Origin of the sequence: Cupriavidus alkaliphilus (assembly GCF_900094595.1) — a bacterium.
GTDB classification, from domain to species: Bacteria; Pseudomonadota; Gammaproteobacteria; order Burkholderiales; family Burkholderiaceae; genus Cupriavidus; species Cupriavidus alkaliphilus.
The window spans coordinates 1-21878 of record NZ_FMAD01000001.1 but is presented as its reverse complement, the minus strand read 5'-3'; the positions used below and the strand labels follow the sequence as shown (position 1 = coordinate 21878).

At 67.2% G+C, this 21878-nt stretch carries 19 protein-coding genes and 1 rRNA gene; 7 read left to right on the top strand and 13 right to left on the bottom strand.

Annotated features, from left to right (window positions below; genetic code table 11):
• Positions 1-180 precede the first annotated feature (180 nt).
• Positions 181-804 carry a 2-polyprenyl-3-methyl-6-methoxy-1,4-benzoquinone monooxygenase gene (gene coq7 / locus GA0116996_RS00095; RefSeq protein WP_092307317.1) on the bottom strand — a complete coding sequence of 208 codons (624 nt, stop codon included), beginning with the start codon at positions 802-804 and terminating at the stop codon, positions 181-183.
• Positions 805-1141: 337 nt separating this feature from the next.
• On the opposite strand from coq7, the gene GA0116996_RS00090 reads away from it, so the two are divergent.
• From GA0116996_RS00090 to GA0116996_RS00075, 4 genes are all read left to right on the top strand, one after another.
• The gene (locus GA0116996_RS00090; RefSeq protein WP_092306192.1) at positions 1142-2275 is read left to right on the top strand and encodes a porin; all 1134 of its coding nucleotides are present in this window, start codon (positions 1142-1144) and stop codon (positions 2273-2275) included.
• A gap of 172 nt (positions 2276-2447) precedes the next feature.
• Positions 2448-3449 carry a Bug family tripartite tricarboxylate transporter substrate binding protein gene (locus GA0116996_RS00085; protein WP_092306190.1) on the top strand — a complete coding sequence of 334 codons (1002 nt, stop codon included), beginning with the start codon at positions 2448-2450 and terminating at the stop codon, positions 3447-3449.
• A 153-nt stretch (positions 3450-3602) separates the two neighbouring features.
• The gene (locus GA0116996_RS00080) at positions 3603-4106 is read left to right on the top strand and encodes a MarR family winged helix-turn-helix transcriptional regulator (RefSeq protein WP_062801825.1); all 504 of its coding nucleotides are present in this window, start codon (positions 3603-3605) and stop codon (positions 4104-4106) included.
• A complete protein-coding gene (locus GA0116996_RS00075; RefSeq protein ID WP_092306188.1) occupies positions 4103-4552 on the top strand; it encodes a hypothetical protein in 450 nt (149 codons plus the stop codon). Before GA0116996_RS00080 ends, GA0116996_RS00075 begins: the two co-directional genes overlap by 4 nt.
• Before the next feature lie 75 nt (positions 4553-4627).
• On the opposite strand, the gene GA0116996_RS00070 is transcribed toward GA0116996_RS00075, so the two are convergent.
• The 4 genes from GA0116996_RS00070 to GA0116996_RS00055 all read right to left on the bottom strand — a co-directional run bounded on the left by GA0116996_RS00070 (position 4628) and on the right by GA0116996_RS00055 (position 10469).
• Positions 4628-6310, bottom strand: a complete 1683-nt coding sequence (locus tag GA0116996_RS00070; protein WP_092306186.1) for a long-chain fatty acid--CoA ligase — start codon at positions 6308-6310, stop codon at positions 4628-4630.
• A gap of 188 nt (positions 6311-6498) precedes the next feature.
• Positions 6499-7161, bottom strand: coding sequence for a TetR/AcrR family transcriptional regulator (locus GA0116996_RS00065; protein ID WP_092306184.1), 663 nt, complete (start codon positions 7159-7161; stop codon positions 6499-6501).
• 69 nt (positions 7162-7230) lie between these two features.
• Complete coding sequence (locus GA0116996_RS00060) at positions 7231-8364, bottom strand: aminopeptidase (RefSeq protein WP_092306182.1); 1134 nt, start codon at positions 8362-8364, stop codon at positions 7231-7233.
• Positions 8361-10469, bottom strand: coding sequence for a molybdopterin-containing oxidoreductase family protein (locus GA0116996_RS00055; RefSeq protein ID WP_092306180.1), 2109 nt, complete (start codon positions 10467-10469; stop codon positions 8361-8363). Before GA0116996_RS00055 ends, GA0116996_RS00060 begins: the two co-directional genes overlap by 4 nt.
• A gap of 290 nt (positions 10470-10759) precedes the next feature.
• On the opposite strand from GA0116996_RS00055, the gene GA0116996_RS00050 reads away from it, so the two are divergent.
• Entirely contained in the window at positions 10760-11962 is a 1203-nt protein-coding gene (locus tag GA0116996_RS00050) for an ABC transporter substrate-binding protein (protein WP_092306178.1), read from the top strand.
• 80 nt (positions 11963-12042) lie between these two features.
• Here GA0116996_RS00050 and GA0116996_RS00045 read toward each other — a convergent pair whose 3' ends face one another.
• The 6 genes from GA0116996_RS00045 to GA0116996_RS27875 form a co-directional block, all read right to left on the bottom strand.
• Positions 12043-13104: an ABC transporter ATP-binding protein gene (locus GA0116996_RS00045; protein ID WP_092306176.1), complete on the bottom strand. Its 1062-nt coding sequence runs from the start codon at positions 13102-13104 to the stop codon at positions 12043-12045.
• Entirely contained in the window at positions 13101-14099 is a 999-nt protein-coding gene (locus tag GA0116996_RS00040) for an ABC transporter ATP-binding protein (protein ID WP_092306174.1), read from the bottom strand. Before GA0116996_RS00040 ends, GA0116996_RS00045 begins: the two co-directional genes overlap by 4 nt.
• Positions 14100-14124: 25 nt before the next feature.
• Positions 14125-15057 carry an ABC transporter permease gene (locus GA0116996_RS00035; protein ID WP_062801832.1) on the bottom strand — a complete coding sequence of 311 codons (933 nt, stop codon included), beginning with the start codon at positions 15055-15057 and terminating at the stop codon, positions 14125-14127.
• Positions 15058-15060: 3 nt separating this feature from the next.
• Entirely contained in the window at positions 15061-16038 is a 978-nt protein-coding gene (locus GA0116996_RS00030) for an ABC transporter permease (protein ID WP_092306172.1), read from the bottom strand.
• A 115-nt stretch (positions 16039-16153) separates the two neighbouring features.
• Entirely contained in the window at positions 16154-17740 is a 1587-nt protein-coding gene (locus GA0116996_RS00025) for an ABC transporter substrate-binding protein (RefSeq protein ID WP_092306170.1), read from the bottom strand.
• 66 nt (positions 17741-17806) lie between these two features.
• Positions 17807-18007 carry a hypothetical protein gene (locus GA0116996_RS27875; RefSeq protein WP_141693700.1) on the bottom strand — a complete coding sequence of 67 codons (201 nt, stop codon included), beginning with the start codon at positions 18005-18007 and terminating at the stop codon, positions 17807-17809.
• Between the two features lie 56 nt (positions 18008-18063).
• Between GA0116996_RS27875 and GA0116996_RS00020 the strand changes: the two genes are divergently transcribed.
• Both GA0116996_RS00020 and GA0116996_RS00015 read left to right on the top strand, forming a co-directional pair.
• Positions 18064-19257, top strand: a complete 1194-nt coding sequence (locus tag GA0116996_RS00020; RefSeq protein WP_092306168.1) for a M20 aminoacylase family protein — start codon at positions 18064-18066, stop codon at positions 19255-19257.
• Positions 19258-19345: 88 nt separating this feature from the next.
• The gene (locus tag GA0116996_RS00015) at positions 19346-20371 is read left to right on the top strand and encodes a DUF2891 domain-containing protein (protein ID WP_092306166.1); all 1026 of its coding nucleotides are present in this window, start codon (positions 19346-19348) and stop codon (positions 20369-20371) included.
• A gap of 20 nt (positions 20372-20391) precedes the next feature.
• Here GA0116996_RS00015 and GA0116996_RS00010 read toward each other — a convergent pair whose 3' ends face one another.
• Together GA0116996_RS00010 and rrf are read right to left on the bottom strand one after the other, a co-directional pair.
• The gene (locus GA0116996_RS00010; RefSeq protein ID WP_092306164.1) at positions 20392-21339 is read right to left on the bottom strand and encodes a DUF3047 domain-containing protein; all 948 of its coding nucleotides are present in this window, start codon (positions 21337-21339) and stop codon (positions 20392-20394) included.
• 286 nt (positions 21340-21625) lie between these two features.
• Positions 21626-21738 (bottom strand): 5S ribosomal RNA (gene rrf / locus GA0116996_RS00005).
• Positions 21739-21878 lie beyond the last annotated feature (140 nt).

Sequence of the window (21878 nt, the reverse complement as noted above, 5' to 3'; positions counted from 1 at the left end):
TAATGAAATGAAGATCTTAGGGAGGAAAGCAGAGAAACCACCTGAGAACCACTTGAGGAGGAACTGCCGACCGCGTGGGAAAGACCTGTCCCGGCGCGCGCCCCGAGGATACAACAATTGCCCGCCAGCCCTGCTGAATTCAGGGCTGGGCGGGAGACGCCCGATCCCGGACGGCGGACCTCAGATGCGGTAGGCGGCGGTGGTCATCACGCGCGAGGCACCGCGCATCAGGGCCCGCACCGGCGCGGGCAGGGGCATGCCGCCGGCCTCGCGCGCGGCGTCGCCATGGCGGATCTCGTCGTCGCGCATCTGCTCGAGGATGGCGCGGGAGCGCCCGTCGGACTCGGGCAGGCGGTCCAGGTGTCCGCCGAGGTGGTGCTCGACCTGGCGCTCGGTCTCGGCAACAAAGCCGAGGCTGACGCGATCGCCGGCGCGGCCGGCGACCCAGCCGATGGCGAAGGCGCCGGCGTACCAGAGCGGATTGAGCAGGCTCGGACGCGAGCCCAGCTCGCGCAGGCGCTCGGCGCACCAGGCCAGGTGGTCTTCCTCTTCGCGCGCGGCGGCGTCCATCTGCGCGCGCACGGCGCCGTTGCGCGCGGTCAGCTTCTGCGCCTGGTACAGGGCCTGGGCACAGACCTCGCCGACATGGTTGATGCGCATCAGGCCGGCCACATGGCGGCGCTCCTCGGCGCTCATCTGTTCGGTGTCCGGCGCCAGCCGGTCAGCCGGGTTGGCGCGCGCCGAACGCGTGGCGCCGGCAATGGCGCGCAGGGCCACGTCGAATTCTTTGATCAGGTTGTCCATGTCGCGGAGGCGGTTGGAATCGGTGCCCGGGTACGCCCCTGCCATGGTGGGGTGCGCGGCCGCGGCGCGGCACGCCGGGGCGCCATCGGGATTACCCGTATTGTAGCTTGCCTCTAATCGCCGCCAGCCCGCATCCCGCCTTGCGTTGATACGCCCGGCTACTCAGAAACCCTGAGTTGTTAAAACAAGACAAGGGGTTGGGCCCCAATGGTGAACGAAAAGTTGTTTGTTACAGTACTTCGCAACTTCCAAGGAAGTTTGACGCACGGGAGATGGAGACCATCAGGAGGTTCTTCCGCGCCGTCACCAATAATTCTTACAGTGGAGATCAACGAGCATGAAGAAATCGCTTCTGGCGCTGGCAGCGCTTGGCGCATTTGCTGGGGCGGCGCAGGCCCAATCGAGCGTGACCCTGTACGGTGTGGTGGATGCCAACATCGAATACGTGAGCAACATGTCCAGCGTCACGCCGTCGCTCGCCAACGGCCTGGCAACCGGCCCGGCCGAAAACGTCTTCCGGCTGACCTCCGGCGGCCTGTCCGGTTCGCGTTGGGGCCTGCGCGGCGTGGAAGACCTCGGCAGCGGCATGAAGGCGCTGTTCGTGCTCGAAAGCGGTTTCGGTCTCGATGATGGCCGGTCGCAGCAAGGCGGCCGCCTGTTCGGTCGTCAGGCTTATGTCGGCCTGGAAAGCAATCAAGTTGGCCGCTTCACCTTCGGTCGCCAGTACACCACGCTGTTCGACATGATGGCCAACTTCTCGCCAACCGGCTACGCCACCCAGTATGAGCCGGTGGTAGCGCAGCTGGGCCTGAACTTCCGCTCGGACAACACCGCCAAGTACACCGGCAAGTTCGGTCCGGTAACGGCAATCGCCCACTGGTCGTTCGGCAACGGCGTGGCCGGCGCCGGCGAGGTCCCGGGCCAGTTCCGCCGCGACACCGGCTACGGTGCCGGCCTGGCGTGGGCAGCGGGCCCGTTCGGCATTTCGGCGGCCTATGACCAGTACAACCCGACCCTGAACGCCGCTGGCGGCACCGGTGACTTCAAGAAGGCCGCCGTTGCAGCGAGCTACGCCTTCGGCCCGGCCAAGCTGATGGCCGGCTACCGCTGGGGCATGAACAAGGCCCCCAACGACAACACCATCCTGAAGGACAACTACTACTGGGTGGGTGCCAACTACCAGGTCACCCCGGCGCTGGGCCTGACGCTCGCCTACTTCTACGACGACGTCAAGAACCTGAACCTGGCCGCCACCGGCACCACCAACAACATCAAGAACCCCTGGCAGATCTCGTTTGTCGCGGACTACAACCTGTCCAAGCGCACCGACGTCTACCTGACCACCGCCTACTCGAAGAACGCCGGCGTCAACTTCGATACCTCGGCCATCAGCTTCGCCAACGGCTACTTCCTGGGCACCGGCAAGGACAACATGGTCGGCGTCGCGGTGGGCATCCGCCACAAGTTCTGATCCGCCTCCCAAGGCCGATCCTGCAAGGCACCTTCGGGTGCCTTTTTTCATTGCGGCCCCCTCCGCGCACGCCATAGGGCATCACCTCATCGGCGCCGCCGCGGGTGCCGACTAGAATGCACTCACCATACGTACCGTGGGCTATCCAGCGGGCCACAACAGGAGACCAAGCATGCAACCCACTCGCCGGCGCGTCGTTGCGCTGCTGCTGTCCGCCAGCCTCGGCGCGCTTGCCAGCCAGCCGGCGCTGGCCGCCGACCCGTATCCGGCCAAGCCGATCCGGCTCGTGGTGCCCTTCGCCGCCGGCGGCACCACCGACATCCTGGCGCGCGCGGTTGCGGCCGAACTCGGCAAGCTGCCCGACTGGAACGTGGTGGTCGACAACAAGCCCGGCGCCGGCGGCAATATCGGCGCCGACATCGTCGCCAAGGCCGCCCCCGACGGCTACACGCTGCTGATGGGCACCGTCGGCACCCATGGCATCAACCAGTCGCTGTACGGCAAGCTGCCGTTCGACCCCATCAAGGACTTCGCGCCGATCACCGAGGTGGCGGCGGTGCCCAACGTGCTGGTGCTCAATCCGGCGTTTGCGCAGCAGAACAAGATCGACAGCGTCAAGGACCTGATTGCCTATGCGCGCGCCAATCCCGGCAAGATCAATATGGCCTCGAGCGGCAACGGCACTTCGATCCACCTGGCCGGCGAGCTGTTCAAGACGCAAACCCGGACCTTCATGGTGCACTTCCCGTACAAGGGCAGTGGTCCCGCGCTGACCGACTTGGCGGGCGGCACCATGCAGGTGATGTTCGACAACCTGCCGTCGTCGATGGCGCTGATCAAGAGCGGCAAGCTCAAGGCGCTGGCGGTGACCAGCGCCAAGCCGTCGCCGGCGCTGCCGGGCGTGCCGACCATCGCCCAGGCCGCCGGCCTGCCGCAATACGAGGCCAGCTCCTGGTTCGGCATGCTGGCGCCGGCCGGCACGCCGCCGGAGGTGATCCAGCGCATCCACCAGGAAGTGGCCAAGGCCCTGGGTGCCCCGGCGGTGCGCGAACGGCTGCAGGCGCAGGGCGCCGAACCGGTCGGCAACACGCCGGAGCAGTTCGCCGCCTTCATCCGCGCCGAAACCGCGAAGTGGGCCAAGGTGGTCAAGGATTCGGGCGCCAAGGTGGATTGATGCCGGATTGCGCCGGATCGGCTCGAATTGATCGCGGGCAGGGCCGCGGCGCACATCGCGCATATACTTGAGGCATCAAATGTCGGCCGCCCGCAGCGTGGGCGGCCCCTGGCGGCGCTTGCCGCACACCTGCCACCCCAGGCCGCACCGAAGATGCCAAACCTGTCTCCTGCGGCCGGCGCCGAGAGCGCGCCGGTCGACCTCGAAACCCGCGCCGACCACACCGAGCACGAGGCCCTGCGGCTGTGGCTGCGGCTGCTGACCTGTACCAACCTGATCGAAGCCGATATCCGCTCGCGGCTGCGCCAGGACTTCGCCTGCACCCTGCCCCGCTTCGACCTGATGGCCCAGCTCGACCGCCATCCCGAAGGGCTCAAGATGGGCGAGCTGTCGCGCCGCATGATGGTGACCGGCGGCAACGTCACGGGCATCACCGACCAGCTGCAGCAGGAAGGGCTGGTCTCGCGCGAGGCCCTGCCCACCGATCGGCGCGCCTACCTGATCCGCCTGACGCCGGCCGGGCGCGCCGCGTTCTCGCGCATGGCGCGCGCGCATGAGGACTGGATCGGGCAACTGTTCTCGGGCCTGGCCGAGACCGACCGGCGCGCCCTGTTCCGACTGCTGGGCCGGCTCAAATCCGGCCTGATCTCGCCATGAAACCGCTTGCCATGCTTACCCTGTGCGGCCTGCTGCCGGTGCTGGCTGCCTGCAGCAGCACACCGCAGCCCCCGCAGGTTACCCCGGTGAACGCCACCATCAAGCTGGGCCGCGTCACCGAAAGAGTGTTCCTGACCCGCCTGGACGTGGCCCAGGTGCCCCCTTACTACGGCGGCGGCACCAGCGTCGGCGTGGGTGCCGCCAGCGGCGGACACGGCGGCGGCGGCGTAGGCGTGGGCTTTGCCTTCGACCTGAGCCGGCTGTTCAACAAGCCGGCGCCGGTGCAGCAGGTGGACCTGTTCCAGTACAAGGTGCGCACCCTGGATGGCGCGATGGTGACGGCCAACGCACCGGCGGCACCGGGGCTGGAGCCGGGCGCCTGCGTGCGCGTGATCTACCCCGACGGCGGCCAGGAGGCGCGGCTGGCGCCATCGAACGAGTGCTGAGCCCCTGAACGACCCCGCCTGAATGCACAACGGCCTCCGAGGAGGCCGTTGTCGTTTGCCGTCGCAGGGACGGGTTCAGGCTGCCGCGCGGCTGTCGCGCAGTTCGCGGCGCAGGATCTTGCCGACGTTGGTCTTCGGCAGCTCGGTGCGGAACTCGACGTACTTGGGCCGCTTGTAGCCGGTCAGGCGCTCCTTGCAGAACTCGATCACGTCGGCCTCGGTCAGCCCCGGGTCCTTCTTCACCACGAACAGCTTGACCACCTCGCCCGAGTGCGTGTCCGGCACGCCGACGGCCGCAACTTCCAGCACGCCCGGGCACTCCGCCACCACGCCTTCGACTTCGTTCGGATAGACGTTGAAGCCCGACACCAGGATCATGTCCTTCTTGCGGTCGACGATCCGGGTATAGCCGCGCTCGTCCATCATGCCGATATCGCCGGTCTTGAAGAAGCCGTCCGGGGTCATGACCTTGGCGGTCTCGTCCGGGCGGTTCCAGTAGCCGGCCATCACCTGCGGGCCGCGGATGCAGATCTCGCCGGGCTGGCCCAGCGGCACGTCGTTGCCGTCGTCGTCTCGGATCACGACTTCGGTCGACGGCAGCGGCATGCCGATGGTGCCCGAGAACGCATCGGTGTCGGTCGGGTTGCAGGTGGCCGACGGCGAGGTCTCGGACAGGCCGTAGCCTTCGATGATGGGGCAGCCGGTCTTGGCCAGCCATTGCTTGGCCACCGCCTCCTGCACCGCCATGCCGCCGCCGTTGGCCACGCGCAGGCCGGAGAAGTCGACCTTGCCGATCTCCGGGTTGTTGAGCAGCGCGTTATACAGCGTGTTGACGGCCGGGAACATGTTGAACTTGTACTTCTGCAGTTCCTTGATGAAGCCCGGGATGTCGCGCGGATTCGGGATCAGCACGCTGGTGCCGCCGCTGCGCATGCCCAGCAGGCAGCAGACCGTCAGCGCGAAGATGTGGTACAGCGGCAGCGCCGTGATGGTGATGGGCTGGTCGATATGGGCGCCCTTGTTCAGCGCCGGCTGCATCCACGCCTCCGACTGCAGCACGTTGGCGACCACGTTCCGGTGCAGCAGCACCGCGCCCTTGGACACCCCCGTGGTGCCACCCGTGTACTGCAGGAAGGCGATGTCGTCGGGCCCGGTGGTGGCCGGCTGCAGCGTCAGTTTGCGGCCTTCGGCCAGCACGCTGTTGAAGCGCACGCAGTTGGGCAGCTCCCACGCGGGCACCATCTTCTTGACGTTGCGCACGACGAAATTGACGATCGCGCCCTTCAGCCCGCCCAGCATGTCGCCCATGCTGGCCACCACCACGTGCTTGACCGGGGTCCGGGGCAGCACCTGCTGCAACGTCGCGGCGAAGTTCTCCAGGATCACGATGGCTTCGGCGCCGCTGTCCTTGAGCTGGTGCTCGAGCTCGCGCGGGGTATAGAGCGGGTTGACGTTGACCACCACGAAACCCGCGCGCAGCACCGCGGCCAGCACCACCGGGTATTGCAGCACGTTGGGCATCATGATGGCCACGCGCGCGCCGGGGCGCAGCCCGCGCGACTGCAGCCATGCGGCAAAGTGGGTCGAGAGCCGGTCCAGTTCGCCGTAGGTGATGGCCTTGTCCATGCAGATAAAGGCCTTGCGGTCGGCATAGGTGTGGAAAGACGCCTCGAGCAGCGCAGCGAGCGAGCGGAACTGGCTGGCATCGATCTCGGCAGGGACGCCGGCCGGGTAGTGTTTCAGCCAAATTCTTTCCATAGCACCGTCTCCTGAATTTCTGAATGGTCGTTCGATTTTTCCGAGATGCTAAACGTGCGCCCCGGTTAAAACAACAACTTAGACGAAGTCCTCAGGGTCGTTCGCCAATCCTGGCCGCCCCTGGCGAGCATTATGCGCCACCGATCGGACATAGGCAGCGGGATAACCCCTAGGTGCCCGCGCCGCGCTCAACCGTCGCTGGGCAGCACGAGCTTCATCATGCTGGCCGCGAGCTCGTGCGCCAGGGTCTCGGGGTCGGTGCGCCCGGGTTCGTGCCAGGTGTAGAGAAACCCGACCACGCTGCCGATCGCATGCGCGGTCACGCGTGCGTCGCCAAAGGCAAACACGCCCTCGCGCTTGCCTTCGTCCAGCAGCGCATAGAGGTCGCGATAGAAGTCCCGCGCCATGCTGTCGAGCCAGGACACGGTGTCCGGGCGCAGGTATTGCCGGTCGCGGAAGCTCAACGTGGCCGGTACGTGGCAAGCGATGCAGCGCCGCGCCATCTCGAGCAGGCAGGCGTGCAGGCGGGCCTGGACGGGTTGCGCCGGGTCCGCGCTCTCGCGGATCACGGGCAGGCAGGTCTGGGCCGACTCGCGGCACAGGATGTCGAAGATCTCGTACTTGTCAGTGAAGTAGTAATAGACCGCCGGCTTGGTAACGCCCAGCGCGCGGCACAAGTCGTTCATGGTCATGCCGGGGTAGCCCTTGCTGTAGAACAGCTGCGCGGCGGTATCGAGGATCTGCCGGCGGCGCGCCTCCTGGCGCTCGGCAATATGCGGGCGGGCCGGCTGGGGCTCCGGCAGCGCGCCCGAGGGCGGTGCCAGCGGTTCGGATCTGGGAGCAATCGACATGACGGCATTCTCGCACGGGGCGCGGAGGGCGCAGCCCCGGTGGTTACCCGCCCGAAGCCCGCCGGCGGCCTAGTTGGCCACGGCCTTGCCGCCCGCGGTCAGGGTGTCGGTGCGGGTCGCCGGCGGCGCCAGCCGGCGCAATGCCGCCTCGCGCTCGCGGGCGGGCAGCGCGCCGATGCGACGCGCCTCGGTATAGAAGCGCTGCCAGTCGCCGTCGCAGCGCGCCAGCAGCGCGGTAAAGGCCGGCACCCATTGCTGGTAGGTCGCCACCGCGGCCAGGTGGGCGTTGGTCAGCGGCTGGTCGAACCAGCGGTCATAGCCGCTGTACCCGCCCCACTCCGCCCGCAGCCGCGCATAGCCGGCGCGCAGGTCGGCAAATATCTTCGCCTTGCCCTCGCGCTTGGCGGCGTCGTCGAGCGGGGTCTGGTACAGCGCCACCAGCCGGTCGCGCGTGCCCAGCAGCAGCGCGCGGAACTGCTGGCGCCGGGCGTCGTACTGGCGATAGCTGGTACGCGCGTCCTCCGACGCATCCTGGTCCAGCCAGCGTTCCACGCCGGCGGCTTCCACCGCGGTGGCGAAGGACTCGTTGAACGCGGTGTCGTTGCGCACGTACACCACCTGGTGCGCCAGTTCATGGAAGATCAGCCGCGCCAGCTCGCCCTCGGGCAGGTAGACGAAGGTATTGAGCAGCGGGTCATCGAAATAGCCCAGTGTCGAATAAGCGGGGACGCCGGCCACGTAGGTCTCGAGCCCGTCGCGGCGCAGGTCTTGCGCATACTGCTCGGCGTCGGACTGGGCGTAGTAGCCGCGGTAGCTGATGCAGCCGACGATCGGGAAGCACCACTTGCGCAGTTCCATCGACAGCTCCGGCGTGGCGAACACGCTCCACACCACGTAGGGCCGGTGCAGGTTGGCGTAGCGGCGGTAGCTGCCGTTGTCGGGCAGCTTCAGCTCGCGCGAGGCAAAGTCGCGCATGCGGCCGGCCAGCGCCAGGCGCTGGACCAGGCGCGCATCGTTGGCGTCGCGCGCGCTGGCGATCGCGTCGGTCAGCGGCTGCGCCTGGGCCATCACGCCGAGATGCCCGCCGATCGACTGCGCGTAGTAGCCGACCGCCTCGCATCCCGCCGTCAGCAGCACCAGGGCCGACAGCGCCACTGCCCCCACGAGTGCCGCCCAGCCGCGGCGGCCGCGCGGCCGCGTCATGCCGCCTCGACTGCCCCTTGCGCGCAGGCCTCGACCTGCACCAGGCAGTCGTAGAACACCGGCGCGCGGCCCAGGTCGGTCAGGCGCTGGCTGGTCAGCTCATTGGCGTTCTTGCCGTCGGGCGCGAGCTTCTTCCACCAGATCGACAGCCCCACCACCAAACCGCGCCGGGCGCGATCGGTGACGCGCGCGCGCGCCACCATGCTGCCGCGGTCATTGAAGGCGCGCACCAGCGCGCCGTGCACGATGCCGCGCTCGGCGGCGTCGGCCGGATGGATGTCCAGGTGCGGCTCGCCCTCGGTGGCGCGCAGGCTGTCGACGTTGACGAACGAGCTGTTGAGGAAATTGCGCGCCGGCGGCGAGATCATCGCCAGCGGATAGCGCGCGGCCAGTTCCGGCGCGGTCTGCGGCGCTTCGTACTGCGGCACGTAGTCGGGCAGCGGGTCGAAACCATCGCGCGCCATCGGCTCCGAATAGAACTGGCACTTGCCCGATGGCGTCGGAAAGCCGCCCTCGGCGAACGGCGCCGCCGGCAGCGCAAGCTTCTGCCAGCCCTGCGCTTTCAGCGAATCCCAGCTGATGCCGGCCGCGCGCGCATCGTCCGGCAGGATGGCCTGCGCGGCGATGGCCTCGTCGCTGTCGGCAAAGCAGGCGTCGGTAAAGCCCATGCGCTGCGCCAGCCGGCGGAAGATCTCGGTGTTGGGCAGGGCCTCGCCCAGCGGCGCGATGGCGGCGTTGTTGGCCAGAAAATAGGTATGGCCGTAGGCCTTGTGCACGTCGGTGTGCTCGAGCTGCGTGGTCGCGGGCAGGATGATGTCGGCATAGTCGGCGGTGTCGGTGCGGAAATGCTCCAGCACCACCGTGAACAGGTCCTCGCGCGCAAAGCCGGCGGCCACCTTGCCGGATTCCGGCGCCACCGCCACCGGGTTGCTGTTGTAGACCACCACCGCCTCGATGCGCGGCGCGCCGGGCGCCGGCTCGGCCAGCAAGGCATCGCCGATGGTGCTCATGTTGACCAGGCGCGGCAGCTGCTGCGGCCATCCCGGCAGCAGGTCCGGGCGCTGCAGCGCGGCTTCGTTGACGGGGAAGAAGCCCGAGGTCGACAGCTGCAGCCCGCCCGCCGGATGGCGCCACGCGCCCACCAGCGACGGCAGGCACGCCACCGCGCGCACCGCCTGGCCGCCGCCGTGCACGCGCTGCATGCCGTAGTTCAGCCGGATCGCCACCGGCTGGCGCTCGCGCACCGCCAGCTGTCCGTAGAGCCCGGCCAGCCATTCGATGTCCTCGACCGGGATGCCGCAGATCTCGGCGGCGCGCGCCGGCGGATAGGCCTGCGCGCGCTCGCGCAGCGCCTCGAAGCCCACGGTGTGGCGCTCGATGTAGTCGTGGTCGAGCAGGCCGTCGCGGATCAGCACGTGCATCATCGCCAGCGCCAGTGCGCCGTCGGTGCCGGGCATCGGCGCGATATGGCGGTGGCACTTCTCGGCGCTCAGCGAGCGGTACGGGTCGATCGCCACCAGCGTGGCGCCGCGCCGCTTGGCCTCCTGCGCGCGGGTCCAGAAGTGCAGGTTGGAGGCGATCGGGTTGCCGCCCCAGATGATCACCAGCCTGGCATCGACCACATGCTCCATGTCCATGCCCACGCTGGCGCCGTAGGTGTAGCGCAGCGCGGTGGCCCCGGCGCTGGCGCAGATGGTGCGGTCCAGCCGCGACGCGCCCAGCTTGTTGAAGAAGCGCGCGGCCATGCTCTCGCCCTGCACCAGCCCCATGGTGCCGGCATAGCTGTACGGCACGATCGCCTGCGGGTCGCCCGCGGCGATCGCCTGCAGGCGCGTGGCGACCGTATCCAGCGCCTCGTCCCACGAGATCGGCGCGAACTTGCCCTCTCCCTTCTTGCCGACGCGCTTCATCGGCGTCAGCAGGCGATCCGGGTGGTAGGTGCGCTCGGTGTAGCGCGACACCTTGGTGCAGAGCACGCCCTGCGTGCCGGGATGGTCAGGATCGCCCGCTACCTTGACGGCGCGTCCATCCTCGACGGTGACGAGCAAGGCACAAGTATCGGGGCAGTCATGCGGGCAGGCGGCGCGGACGATGCGGGAAGCCATGGGGTCTCCGGGGCGGGGGATGTGTTGTTTTCGTTCGGTCGTACGGAACGGGAGATGCCGGCGCAGGCGGCGGGTGGCGGCGCCTGCGTCGCGCCGGCGGGCGGCGCATTCCCCGTACGTGCGGCGCGACGGCGGGGAGTATCTCGTCCCGATTGTATTCGATTATGATGTGCCGGCGCGCTCGCGGCACAGACCGGGACGCGCACCATGCCGCTCGATTTTTGGAACTCGCCGGCGCAGACCGGCCGACGCGGCGAACGGGTAACCGAACCATCATTCGCGGGGGGTTTATGTTTTTCCGATCCGGGGTCAATGGCCGGCTTGCCGGCCTGCTGGTGGCGTGCGCCATCGGCACGGGCGGCGCGTCCTGCGCCGCCTTGGCGGCGAACACCGCGGCCACTGCCGCCACATCCGAGCAAGGCGTCACCGCCGACACCATCCTGCTGGGCCAGTCCGCCGCGCTGACGGGCCCGACCGCCGTGCTGGGCAAGCAGATGAACTCGGGCGCGCGGCTGTATTTCGACCACATCAACCAGCAGGGCGGCATCCACGGGCGCAAGATCCGGCTCGAGGCGCTCGACGACTACTACGAGCCCGAACCGGCGGCCAAGAACACCCGGAAACTAATCGAGGAAGACCGCGTCTTCGCCCTGTTCGGCTATGTCGGCACGCCCACCAGCCAGGCCGCGCTGCCGCTCGCGATCCAGGCCAGGGTGCCGTTCTTCGGTCCGTACACCGGCGCGCAGTCGCTGCGCGAGCCGCGCAGCCGCTACGTGTTCCATGTGCGCGCCGGGTACAACGAGGAAACCGCGGCCATCCTGCGCCAGATCCAGACCACCGGGCTCAAGCGCGTGGCCGTGGTCTACAACGAGGATGCCTACGGCAAGGCCGGCCTGGATGGGCTCGAGCGCGCGCTCAAGGCCGCGCCCGACAGCGGCGTGCAGATCGTCGCGCGCGAGCCCGTGGTGCGCAACACCACCGAGATCGGCGACGCCATGCAGGGCTCGATGAAGGCCAAGCCCGATGCGGTAGTGATGATCAGCGCGTACCGCACCGCCGGCGCGTTCGTGAAGGAAGCGCTGCGCCGCGGCTACAACGGCCAGTTCTACAACGTCTCCTTCGTCGGCACGCAGGCGCTGGCCAACGTGGTCGGCGCGCAGGGCAGCGGCGTGATCATCTCGCAGGTGATGCCGCACCCGGGCAACGCCACGCTGCCGATCGTGCGCGAATACCTGCGCCTGCTGCAGGCCGCCGGCAGGGCCAGCGAATTCGACTACGCCAGCATCGAGGGCTTCATCGCCGCCAAGACCTTCACCGAAGGCCTGCGCCGCGCGGGCAAGGACCTGACGCGCGAGAAGCTGGTGACCGCCTTGGAATCGATGCGCAACTACGACCTGGGCGGGTTTATCGTCAATTTCACGCCGGAGAACCATGTCGGCTCGAAGTTCGTGGAGATGACGATCATCAATTCGAAGGGGCAGGTGATTCGGTGAAGCTGGCCCCGTGATCGCTGGTTTTCTCCCCTCTCCCGCAAGCGGGAGAGGGGAGAAAACCAGTGGGATCGTCGTAGCCTCTACTTCATGTCATTCAAATGGCATGCCGAGAACCGCATCGGCGCGATCTCCTTGAGCAGCGGCTGCTCTTCGCGGCAACGCGGCATCGCGTGCGGGCAGCGCGGATGGAAATGGCAGCCGCTCGGCGGGTGCAGCGGCGACGGGATCTCGCCGCGGATTGCGACGTAGGTCTTGCGCGCCACCTCCAGCTTCGGCGCCTCCGCCAGCAGCGCCTGCGTATAGGGGTGGTTGGGCGTGGCGAACACGTCTTCGGTCGGCGCGGACTCGACCACCCGTCCCAGGTACATGATCACCACCCGGTCGCTGATGTGCTTGACCACGCCCAGATCGTGGCTGATGAACAGGTAGGTCAGGTTCAGCTCTTCGCGCAGGCGCATGAACAGGTTCAGCACCTGGGCCTGGATCGACACGTCCAGCGCCGCCACCGATTCGTCGCAGACCAGGAACTCGGGCTTCACCGCCAGCGCGCGCGCAATGCCGATGCGTGCGCGCTGGCCGCCCGAGAACTGGTGCGGAAAGCGGCGCAGCACGGTCGGGTCCATGCCCACGCGCACCAGCATGTCCTCGACATAGCCCTTCTGCGCGCCGCGCCCGACCAGGCCGTGCACCACCGGCGCCTCGCCGACGATGTCGAGCACACGCAGCCGCGGGTTCAGCGAGGCATACGGATCCTGGAAGATCATCTGGATCGCCAGCTGCTTCTCGCGGCGCTTGTCCGGCGGCAGCTGGTCCAGATTGGTGCCGCGCCACAGCCGTACGCCCTCGGTCAGCGAGTGCAGGCCCACGGCCATGCGGCCGAGCGTGGATTTGCCGCAGCCGGATTCGCCCACCAGCCCCACCACCTCGCCGGCGCGGATGCTCAGGTCGACGCGGTCCACCGCATGCACCACCTCTTCGCGCGCATGCGCGCCGAACAGGTTGGCGATGCGCGCGGCGGCATCGAGCGATTTGACAAAGCGCTTGGACACGCCGCGCAGTTCGAGGATCGGCGCAGCGGGCGTGGCGTCTTCCTTTACGGCAGGTTGGGTCATCGGTCGGGATTGCAGTGCAGTGGCGTTCATGCCGCCTCCTGGTTGGCAAGCACCGGATGGAAGCAGCGCAGGCGGCGCCCGTCCGCGGCGGTTTCCAGCGGCGGGTCGGTCTTGCATGCAGCCGTCGCGTACGGGCAGCGCTCGCGGAACGAACAGCCGCCCGGCAGGTTCAGCAGCGACGGCGTCATGCCCGGGATCTGCCGCAGCGGCGCGCCGCGCGGATTGCGCGACGGCGCCGAGCTGATCAGGCCGTGCGTGTAGGGATGCTCAGGGTGCTCCAGCACCTGGCGCACGTCGCCGGCCTCGACAATCTTGCCGGCGTACATCACGCAGACGGAATCGGCCAGCCCCGCCACCACCGACAGATCGTGCGTAATCCAGATCAGCGCCGTGCCGGACTCGCGGCACAGGGTCTGCATCTCGTACAGGATCTGGCCCTGGATGGTAACGTCGAGCGCGGTGGTCGGTTCGTCGGCAATGATCAGGTCGGGCTTGTTCAGCAGCGCCGTGGCAATCGCCACGCGCTGGCGCATGCCGCCCGAGAACTGGTGCGGATAGGCCTGCAGGCGCTCGTCCGGCGACGGAATGCCGACCCGCGCCAGTGCGTTGCGGGCGCGCTCGCGCGCCGCCGCCTTGCTCACGTTCTCATGCGCCAGCACCGCCTCGATCATCTGCGTATCGATGCGCAGCACCGGGTTCAGCGTCATCATCGGATCCTGGAAGATCATGGCGATGCGGTTGCCGCGCACGTCGCGCTGCTGCGCCGGCGTGAGCGCGCGCAGGTCGCGCGTGACCCCGTCGCGGCTGGTCAGCGCGATGCGGCCGTCGACGATCTTCCCGGGCGGGTCGATCAGGCCCATGATCGAGTAGCCTGTCATGGACTTGCCCGAGCCGGACTCGCCCACCAGCCCCATGATCTCGCCGCGGCCCACGGTGAAGGACACGTCGTCGACGGCCCTGGCGATGCCGCCGCGCGTATAGAAATGCGTTTTCAGGTGTTCGACCACCAGCGTCGGTTGTGCCATCGGGTGTGCCATCTCGTGCTCCCGGTTATTGCGTCTGCAGGCGCGGGTTCAGCACATCGCGCAGCTGGTCGGCGACCAGGTTCATCGCGACGATGGTGACCACCAGCGCGATGCCCGGGAAGAAGCTGATCCAGTACTTGCCCGACAGCATGTACTGCTGGCCGTTCGAGATCAGCGAACCGAGCGACGGCTCGGTGATCGGCACGCCCAGTCCGAGGAAGGACAGCGTCGCCTCCAGCGTGATCGCCGAGGCCACCTGCAGTGCCGCGATCACGATCAGCGGCGGCAGGCAGTTGGGCAGCAGATGGCGGAACATGATGCGCGCGGGCGGCAGGCCCAGGCAGGTGGCGGCTTCGATGTATTCCTTGCGCCGTTCGACCAGCGCCGCGCTGCGCGTGGTGCGCGCGTAGTAGGCCCACTGCACCGCGACCAGCGCGATCACGATATTGCCCAGCCCGGGGCGCAGGAAGGCCAGCAGGATCAGCGCCAGCAGGATCGGCGGGAACGACAGCTGCAGGTCCGCCACGCGCATGATGAAGGCTTCGGTGCGCCCCCCGAGGAAGCCGGCCAGCAGGCCGAGCGTGGCGCCCAGCAGCAGCGCGATCAGGGTGCTGACCACGCCCACGCCGATGCTGATGCGCAACCCGTACATCACCGCCGACAGGATGTCGCGGCCCTGCTCGTCCGAGCCCAGCAGGAAGGTCATGCCGCTGCCGGCCTGCTCGCCGGGCGCCAGGCGCGCGTCGAGCACGTCCAGCGTGGCCAGGTCATACGGGTTCTGCGGCGCCAGCCACGGCGCGAAGATGGCGATCAGGATGATCGTCACCAGCGTGGCCAGCCCGGCCACGGCGATCTTGCTGGCGAAGAACTCGGCGGCAAAGCGCCGCCACGGGGATTGCTCGCGCGCCGCGGCGCGCGGCGGCGTCTTGTCTTCGGGTTCGACAGTTACTGCGGTCATGGCTCAGCCCTTGTTGTCGGCAATGCGCACGCGCGGATCGAGCATGCTGTAGATGATGTCCACCACCAGGTTGATCAGGATGAACAGCGTCACGATCACCATCAGGTAGGCGACGATCACCGGCCGGTCCAGCAGCTGGATCGAGTCGATGATGAGCTTGCCCATGCCGGGCCAGGCGAAGATGGTCTCGGTCACGATCGCAAAGGCAATGATCGAGCCGAACTGCAGCGCGATCACGGTGACGATGGGGATCAGGATGTTCTTCAGCACGTGCACGCCGACGATGCGGGTATTGGAGAGCCCCTTGGCGCGCGCGAACTTGACGTAGTCCTGCAGCATCGCCTCCTGCGTGCCGGCGCGCGTGAGCCGGATCACCATGGCGATGTTGAGCAGCGACAGCGTCACCGCCGGCAGGATCAGGTGGCGGATGCCGTCCGCGGTCAGGAAGCTGAGCGGGATGCCCAGCACGCGCACGGTCTCGCCGCGGCCGTTGGACGGCAGCCAGCCCAACTGCACCGCGAACACCATGATCAGCATCAGCCCGACCCAGAAGGTGGGCAGCGAGAAGCCCAGGATCGACACCGTCATGATCGACTTGCCGGCAATGCCCTTGGGCCGCAGCCCGGCCCACAGGCCCAGCGGGATGCCCAGCACGATCGCCAGCAGGATCGCGCAGATCGCCAGCTCCATGGTCGCCGGCATGCGCTCGAAGATCAGCTTGAGCGCCGGCGTGCCATGCGCGAACGAGGTACCGAGGTTGCCTTGCAGCGCGTTCTGCAGGAACACCCAGTACTGCTCCCACAGCGGCTTGTCCAGGCCCAGCGCCGCGATGGTGCGCTTGATGTCCTCCTGGTCGGCCTGCGGGTTGATCAGGATGTCGACGGGATTGCCGATGGCAAAGACGCCGAGGAAAACCAGCAGCGACATGACGAAGAGCACGACCACGCTCTGCATCAGGCGCCGGATGATAAAGACCAGCATATTCAGACCACTATCCTTTCGCGCGGGAATGCGCACGCCGCCCGAAAGCGCCATGCGCTTCCAGGCGGCGCGGCAGCCATGCGCGGCACCGCGAACTCAGCAGCAGGCAGCCTGCTTACTGGGGCTTGAAGTTATGCGCGTACGTGCGCTCGTCGGTGCGCGGCACGTAGACGATGCCCTTCTGCGTGGCCCAGGTGGTCACCTGCTGGTGGATCGGGATGATACCGCCATCGTTGATCGCGATCGCGGTGGCTTCCTGCAGCAGCTTGGAGCGCTCGGTGTCGTCCACCGTCGACAGCGCCTTTTCCAGCACCACGTCCATCTTCGGGTTGCAGTACTCGCCCCAGTTGGTGGTGCCGAAGCCCTTCTTGCTGTCTTCGCACGCCAGCAGCGCGCGCAGCGGCGAGCTGACCTCGCCGGTCTGGGCGCCCCAGCCGAGCAGGCCGAACGACCATTCGTGCTTGATGCCCTTGGACGAGTACGTCGCCATCGGCATGCCCTCGACCTTGGTCGAGATGCCGATGCGGGTCAGGTTCTGCGCGATGGTCTGAGCGATCTTCTCGTCGTTCACGTAACGGTTGTTGGGCGTGTGCAGCGTCACGCCGAAACCGTTGGGGAAGCCCGCCTCGGCCAGCAGCTTCTTGGCGCCCTCGGGGTCGTACTTGACCGTCTTCAGGTTGGGGTTGTAGCCGAACAGCGTGGGCGGCACCAGGTTGTTGGTGGGCTCGGACAGGCCCTCCATCAGCCGGTCCTTGATGCCCTGCCGGTTGATCGCCATGCTGATGGCATTGCGCACGCGCGTGTCCTTCAGCGGGTTCTTGTCCAGCGGCGCGCCTTCCTTGGTGGTCACGTACGGCGACTTGTCGCGCTTGGCATCGAAATACAGGTAGATCACGCGATGCGAGATCTTGGAGAAGAACGCCAGCTTGGGATCGTTGCGCACCTTGGGCAGGTCGGGCGTGGGCACGTTCTCGATGGCCTGCACATCGCCCGACAGCAGCGCCGCCAGGCGCGTCGCCGGGTTGGGGATGAAGCGCAGCGTGACCTTGTCCCAGGCCGGCTTGTTGCCCCAGTAATCGTTGTTGCGCACCAGCTCGACCCGGTCGTCGCGCGCATAGCTGACGAACTTGAACGGGCCGGTGCCGATCATGCCCTTGCCCTGCGCGAAATCGTCCGAGCCCAGTCCCTGCGTGGCCTTCTTCTGCACGATGAAGATCGACGTGAGGTCGTTCAGCATCAGCGGATACGGCTGGCTGGTGGTGAGCTGGATGGTGTGCTTGTCGATGACCTTCTTGTTGACGATGGCCTTGGTGTAGACGTCGAACTTGCCCGGGCTGTTCTGGATGGTGGCGGGGCGGTCGAGCGACCAGATCACGTCCTCGGCGGTCAGCTCGGCGCCGTCGTGGAACTTCACGCCCTTGCGGATCTTGAATTCCCACGTGAGGTTGTTGACCAGCTTCCACGACTCGGCCAGGCCCGGGATGATGCGGCTGTCCGGGTCCATCTTGGTCAGCGAGTCGAAGATATGCTCGGAAACGTTGATGTTGGAGAACAGGTTGTAGAAGTGCGGATCCATCGAGGTCGGCGGCGAACTCATGGCCAGTTTGAGGTCCGCGGCCTGGGCGGTGCCGGCCAGCGCAAGGCCAAGGGCCCCCGCTACCGCGACCGCGCCAATTGCCTTCTTGAAAGTGCGAAGGGACATCGCGCAATTCTCCCTGTAGGAAGTGAAGCAGACGTTTTAGGATCGGCAATGCGCGCGCGCAGCGGGTCACGAGCGGCGCTGCTTTTTGGTGCGATGGGGCATCACAAAGCGACGGTATTGCCGGCCGGGCACTTCAAGCATGAACTGTTCCAGCAGTGCACATGCCACGGCAATGCGGGGAAACCCACCCGCGCCGGCATATTGCACTGCGCCAAGACGGCGAGCGCGCAGCAAATCGCCGCGTTTTGGCGCTTTCGCGACAGGCATCGTATGATCCGGGTATCCCATTGCTAACGCCTTCGACTCCAAGGCCGCCCGGCATCATGAAGCTCATCCCCGAAATCCTGCAGGCACAAGCCGAAATCCGCGCGATCCGGCGCGACATCCACGCCCACCCTGAACTCTGCTTCGAAGAGCAGCGCACCGCCGACGTGGTCGCGCGCAACCTGGAATCGTGGGGCATCGAAGTCCACCGCGGGCTGGGCACCACCGGCCTGGTCGGCGTGATCCGCAATGGCAGCAGCCCGCGCACCATCGGCCTGCGCGCCGACATGGACGCGCTGCCGCTGCAGGAAGCCAACACCTTCGAGCACCGCTCGCAGCACACCGGCAAGATGCACGCGTGCGGCCATGACGGCCACACCGCGATGCTGCTCGGCGCGGCGCGCTACCTGGCGCAGCACAAGCCCTTCGACGGCACCGTGCACCTGATCTTCCAGCCGGCCGAAGAAGGCGGCGGCGGCGCGCGCGAGATGATCAAGGACGGCCTGTTCGAGCGCTTTCCGTGCGACGCGGTGTTTGGCGTGCACAACTGGCCGGGCATGCCGATGGGCGCGTTCGGCACGCGCGCGGGCCCGCTGATGGCATCGAGCAACGAGTTCCGCATCGTCGTGCGCGGCAAGGGCGCGCATGCGGCCATGCCCAACAACGGCAACGACCCTGTGTTCACCGCGGCGCAGATCGTGTCGGCGCTGCAGGGAATCATCACGCGCAACAAGCGCCCGATCGATACCGCGGTGATCTCGGTCACGCAGTTCCATGCCGGCGATGCCACCAACATCGTGCCGGACCAGGCCTGGATCGGCGGTACCGTGCGTACCTTCACGGTGCCGGTGCTGGACCTGATCGAGCGGCGCATGGAAGAGGTGGCGCGCGCGGTGGCGTCGGCATTCGACTGCACCGTCGAATACGAATTCCACCGCAACTATCCGCCCACCATCAACAGCGAGGCTGAAACCGGCTTCGCCGTCTCGGTCGCCGCCGAGCTGGTCGGCGCGGACAACGTCGACAGCCATGTCGAACCCACCATGGGCGCCGAGGATTTCTCGTTCATGCTGCAGCACAAGCCGGGCTGCTATCTGTTCCTCGGCAATGGCGACGGCGGCCATCGCGATGCCGGCCATGGCCTTGGGCCTTGCATGCTGCACAACCCGAGCTACGATTTCAACGACGAGTTGCTGCCGGTCGGCTCGACCTTCTTCGTGCGGCTGGTGGAGAAGTGGCTTGCACCTGCCTGATGGCAGGCAGCTGATGGCATAGACCAGAGCGTGCCCGAGCACGCCTGCCTGAGCAGGGCAATACGATCAAAAAAGGGGAGCTTCGGCGATGGGGCGTTCGGCGCTGGATCGCGAGACCGCGCGCAGCTTTGCGCGCGTGGCGCTGGAGAATATCCTGCGCCGTTATCCGTACAAACTGGACCACATGATGGCGGGCGCCGGCGATCTCGCCGGACCGGCCGCCTGGCATCCGGTGTTTTGCGGCAGCTACGACTGGCACTCCAGCGTCCATATGCACTGGCTGCTGGTGCGGCTGCTGGCACTGCATCCTGACCTAGAGGACGCGCCGCGCATCCGCGCCATGCTGGACGCCCAGTTGCGTCCGGACGCCATGGCCGCCGAACTCGCGTATTTCCGCCGGCCTGACTCACGCACCTTCGAGCGCCCCTACGGCTGGGGCTGGATGCTGAAGTTGCAGGCCGAACTGCTGGCGCTGGCACGGCACGACCCGCATGCCGGCGTCTGGGCGGACGCCTGCGCGCCGCTGGCCTCGCATTTATCGCAGCAACTGGCGGATTTCCTCGATGCGGCAGTGTTCCCGGTACGCACCGGCACCCACTACAACAGCGCCTTCGCGCTGGTCATGGCGCTGGCCTATGCGCGCAACCATCAGGACCTGGCCTTGCGGCGCGCCATCGTAAGGCGCGCCCACCGCTGGTTCGGCCACGACCAGAAGTATCCGGCCCGCTACGAGCCCGGCGGCGATGAATTCCTGTCCGGCGGACTGACCGAAGCCGTGCTGATGCACGCGGTGATGGACGGCTGCGCGTTTTCGGAATGGTGGGAGTTGTTCGTGCCGGCCCAGGCGGAGCTGGCCAACTGGCTGACACCGGTCACGGTGACCAACCGCAACGACCCCAAGGCCGCGCACCTGGACGGACTGAACCTGTCGCGCGCCTGGTGCTGGCGCCTGCTGGAACCGGCGCTGCCCGATCCGCTGCGGCCGCTGGCGATCCGCGCGTGGTCGGACCATATCGAGGCATCGCTGCCCCAGGCGGTGGAAGGCGAGTATGTGTCCACGCACTGGCTGGCCTCGTTCGCGGTGCTCGCGCTGGCCGAGCCGATCGGCGGCTGAGGTGCCCCCGGCGCGGCAATCTAGTCCAGCGCGATGTCGCCGTACCAGGCTTCGGCCTTGCTCTTGGTATTGTCGGTATCGGTCATGATGCCGACCGCGATGACGCGGCCGGGGTCGGTCCCGAACGCCTTGCGATAATCGGCGCGCAGATCGCGCTCGTGGCAACGCCACTCATTGGCATGCTTCATGCCGCTATCCACCACGATCATGCGCACGCGATCAGTGTGCGGGTTCTTCACCACCGCGCCTTCCGCACGCTGCCCGCCCCAGATATACATCAGCGTGGCGTACGGCATCTCGCGCCCGGTGGTCAGGCGCGCCATCTCGTACATCAACTGGTCCTTGAGCGGCAGCACACCCTTGTCGCCATCGAAGGCCACGAACAGCCGCAGCGGCGAGTCTTCGCGCGGGCCATGGCTGTTGTCGGCATTACGGATGATGCCGCTGGTTTTCCAGGTCCAGCGCAGCATGCCGGCATCGCGCTCGCGCAGCGGCACATAGAGGCCGGAGGCCGAACTGTCGGCCTTGGCATGCACCACGACCCGCTGGTCGACCTCGGCCATCGAATAAGTGGTGGGAATCTTGTTGCGATTGATGGTCCAGGGCTGCCAGCCGACGGGCAGGCGGTCGCGGCGTGGCGAGACCGAAAACAACGGCAACGTGGCGAGGGTGGCCGGCGAGGCGTCGGCGGATTCGCCATCGTCGCCGGCTTCGTCATCCGCCGCGAGGGTGTTGGCAGCGGCCAGGGAGTCGGGTTCGGGCACCGCGGTATCGGCCTGCGCCGCCGCGTGGGCAGCCATGCGCTCGGTGAAGGCCTGGCAATCGATGGCGGAGCTGGAAGTAACAGGCCCGGCGGGGGCCGGATGCTTTTGCGGCGCGGAAGGGTCAGGAGGAGTGGAAGCGCACCCTGCCAGCAACAGCGCGCCGGCGGCGCCAGTCAAAACCAGCCGAAACATCTTGGCCGTCATGTAACCCCTCGAAACCCGAAATCGCGGCCCTGCTCTGTCGGCATCGGCCCGCTCTATTGCTCACTGCTTGCTGCAAACACGTGTTGCAACCGCCTTCGTGCCACCCGTTGGCACTTGAGGGTCGAACATAGCAGAAGGTGGAGCGGGCAGGAATGCGCCTCGACCCGCAATGCGGCATGAAAACAACGGGGATCGGCGTGACGGCAATGGCGAGCACGGCGTTTTCGCCGCGCCAAAGACAAAACCCCTCGCAGCACACGCTGTCGAGGGGTTTTGCAAGATAAGAGCCTGGCGATGACCTACTTTCACACGGGAATCCGCACTATCATCGGCGCGGAGCTGTTTCACGGTCCTGTTCGGGATGGGAAGGGGTGGTTCCAGCTCGCTATGGTCACCAGGCATGAGGGGTTGTGGCGCTGCCGGGTTGGGACAGCGTCACGAATCGGGATGTAGTTGGGGTTGTGCTTACTGTGTCAACTTCGGTGGCACAAGGCGATCGCTCACCAGGTGAAACACACTGGTTATAGGATCAAGCCTTA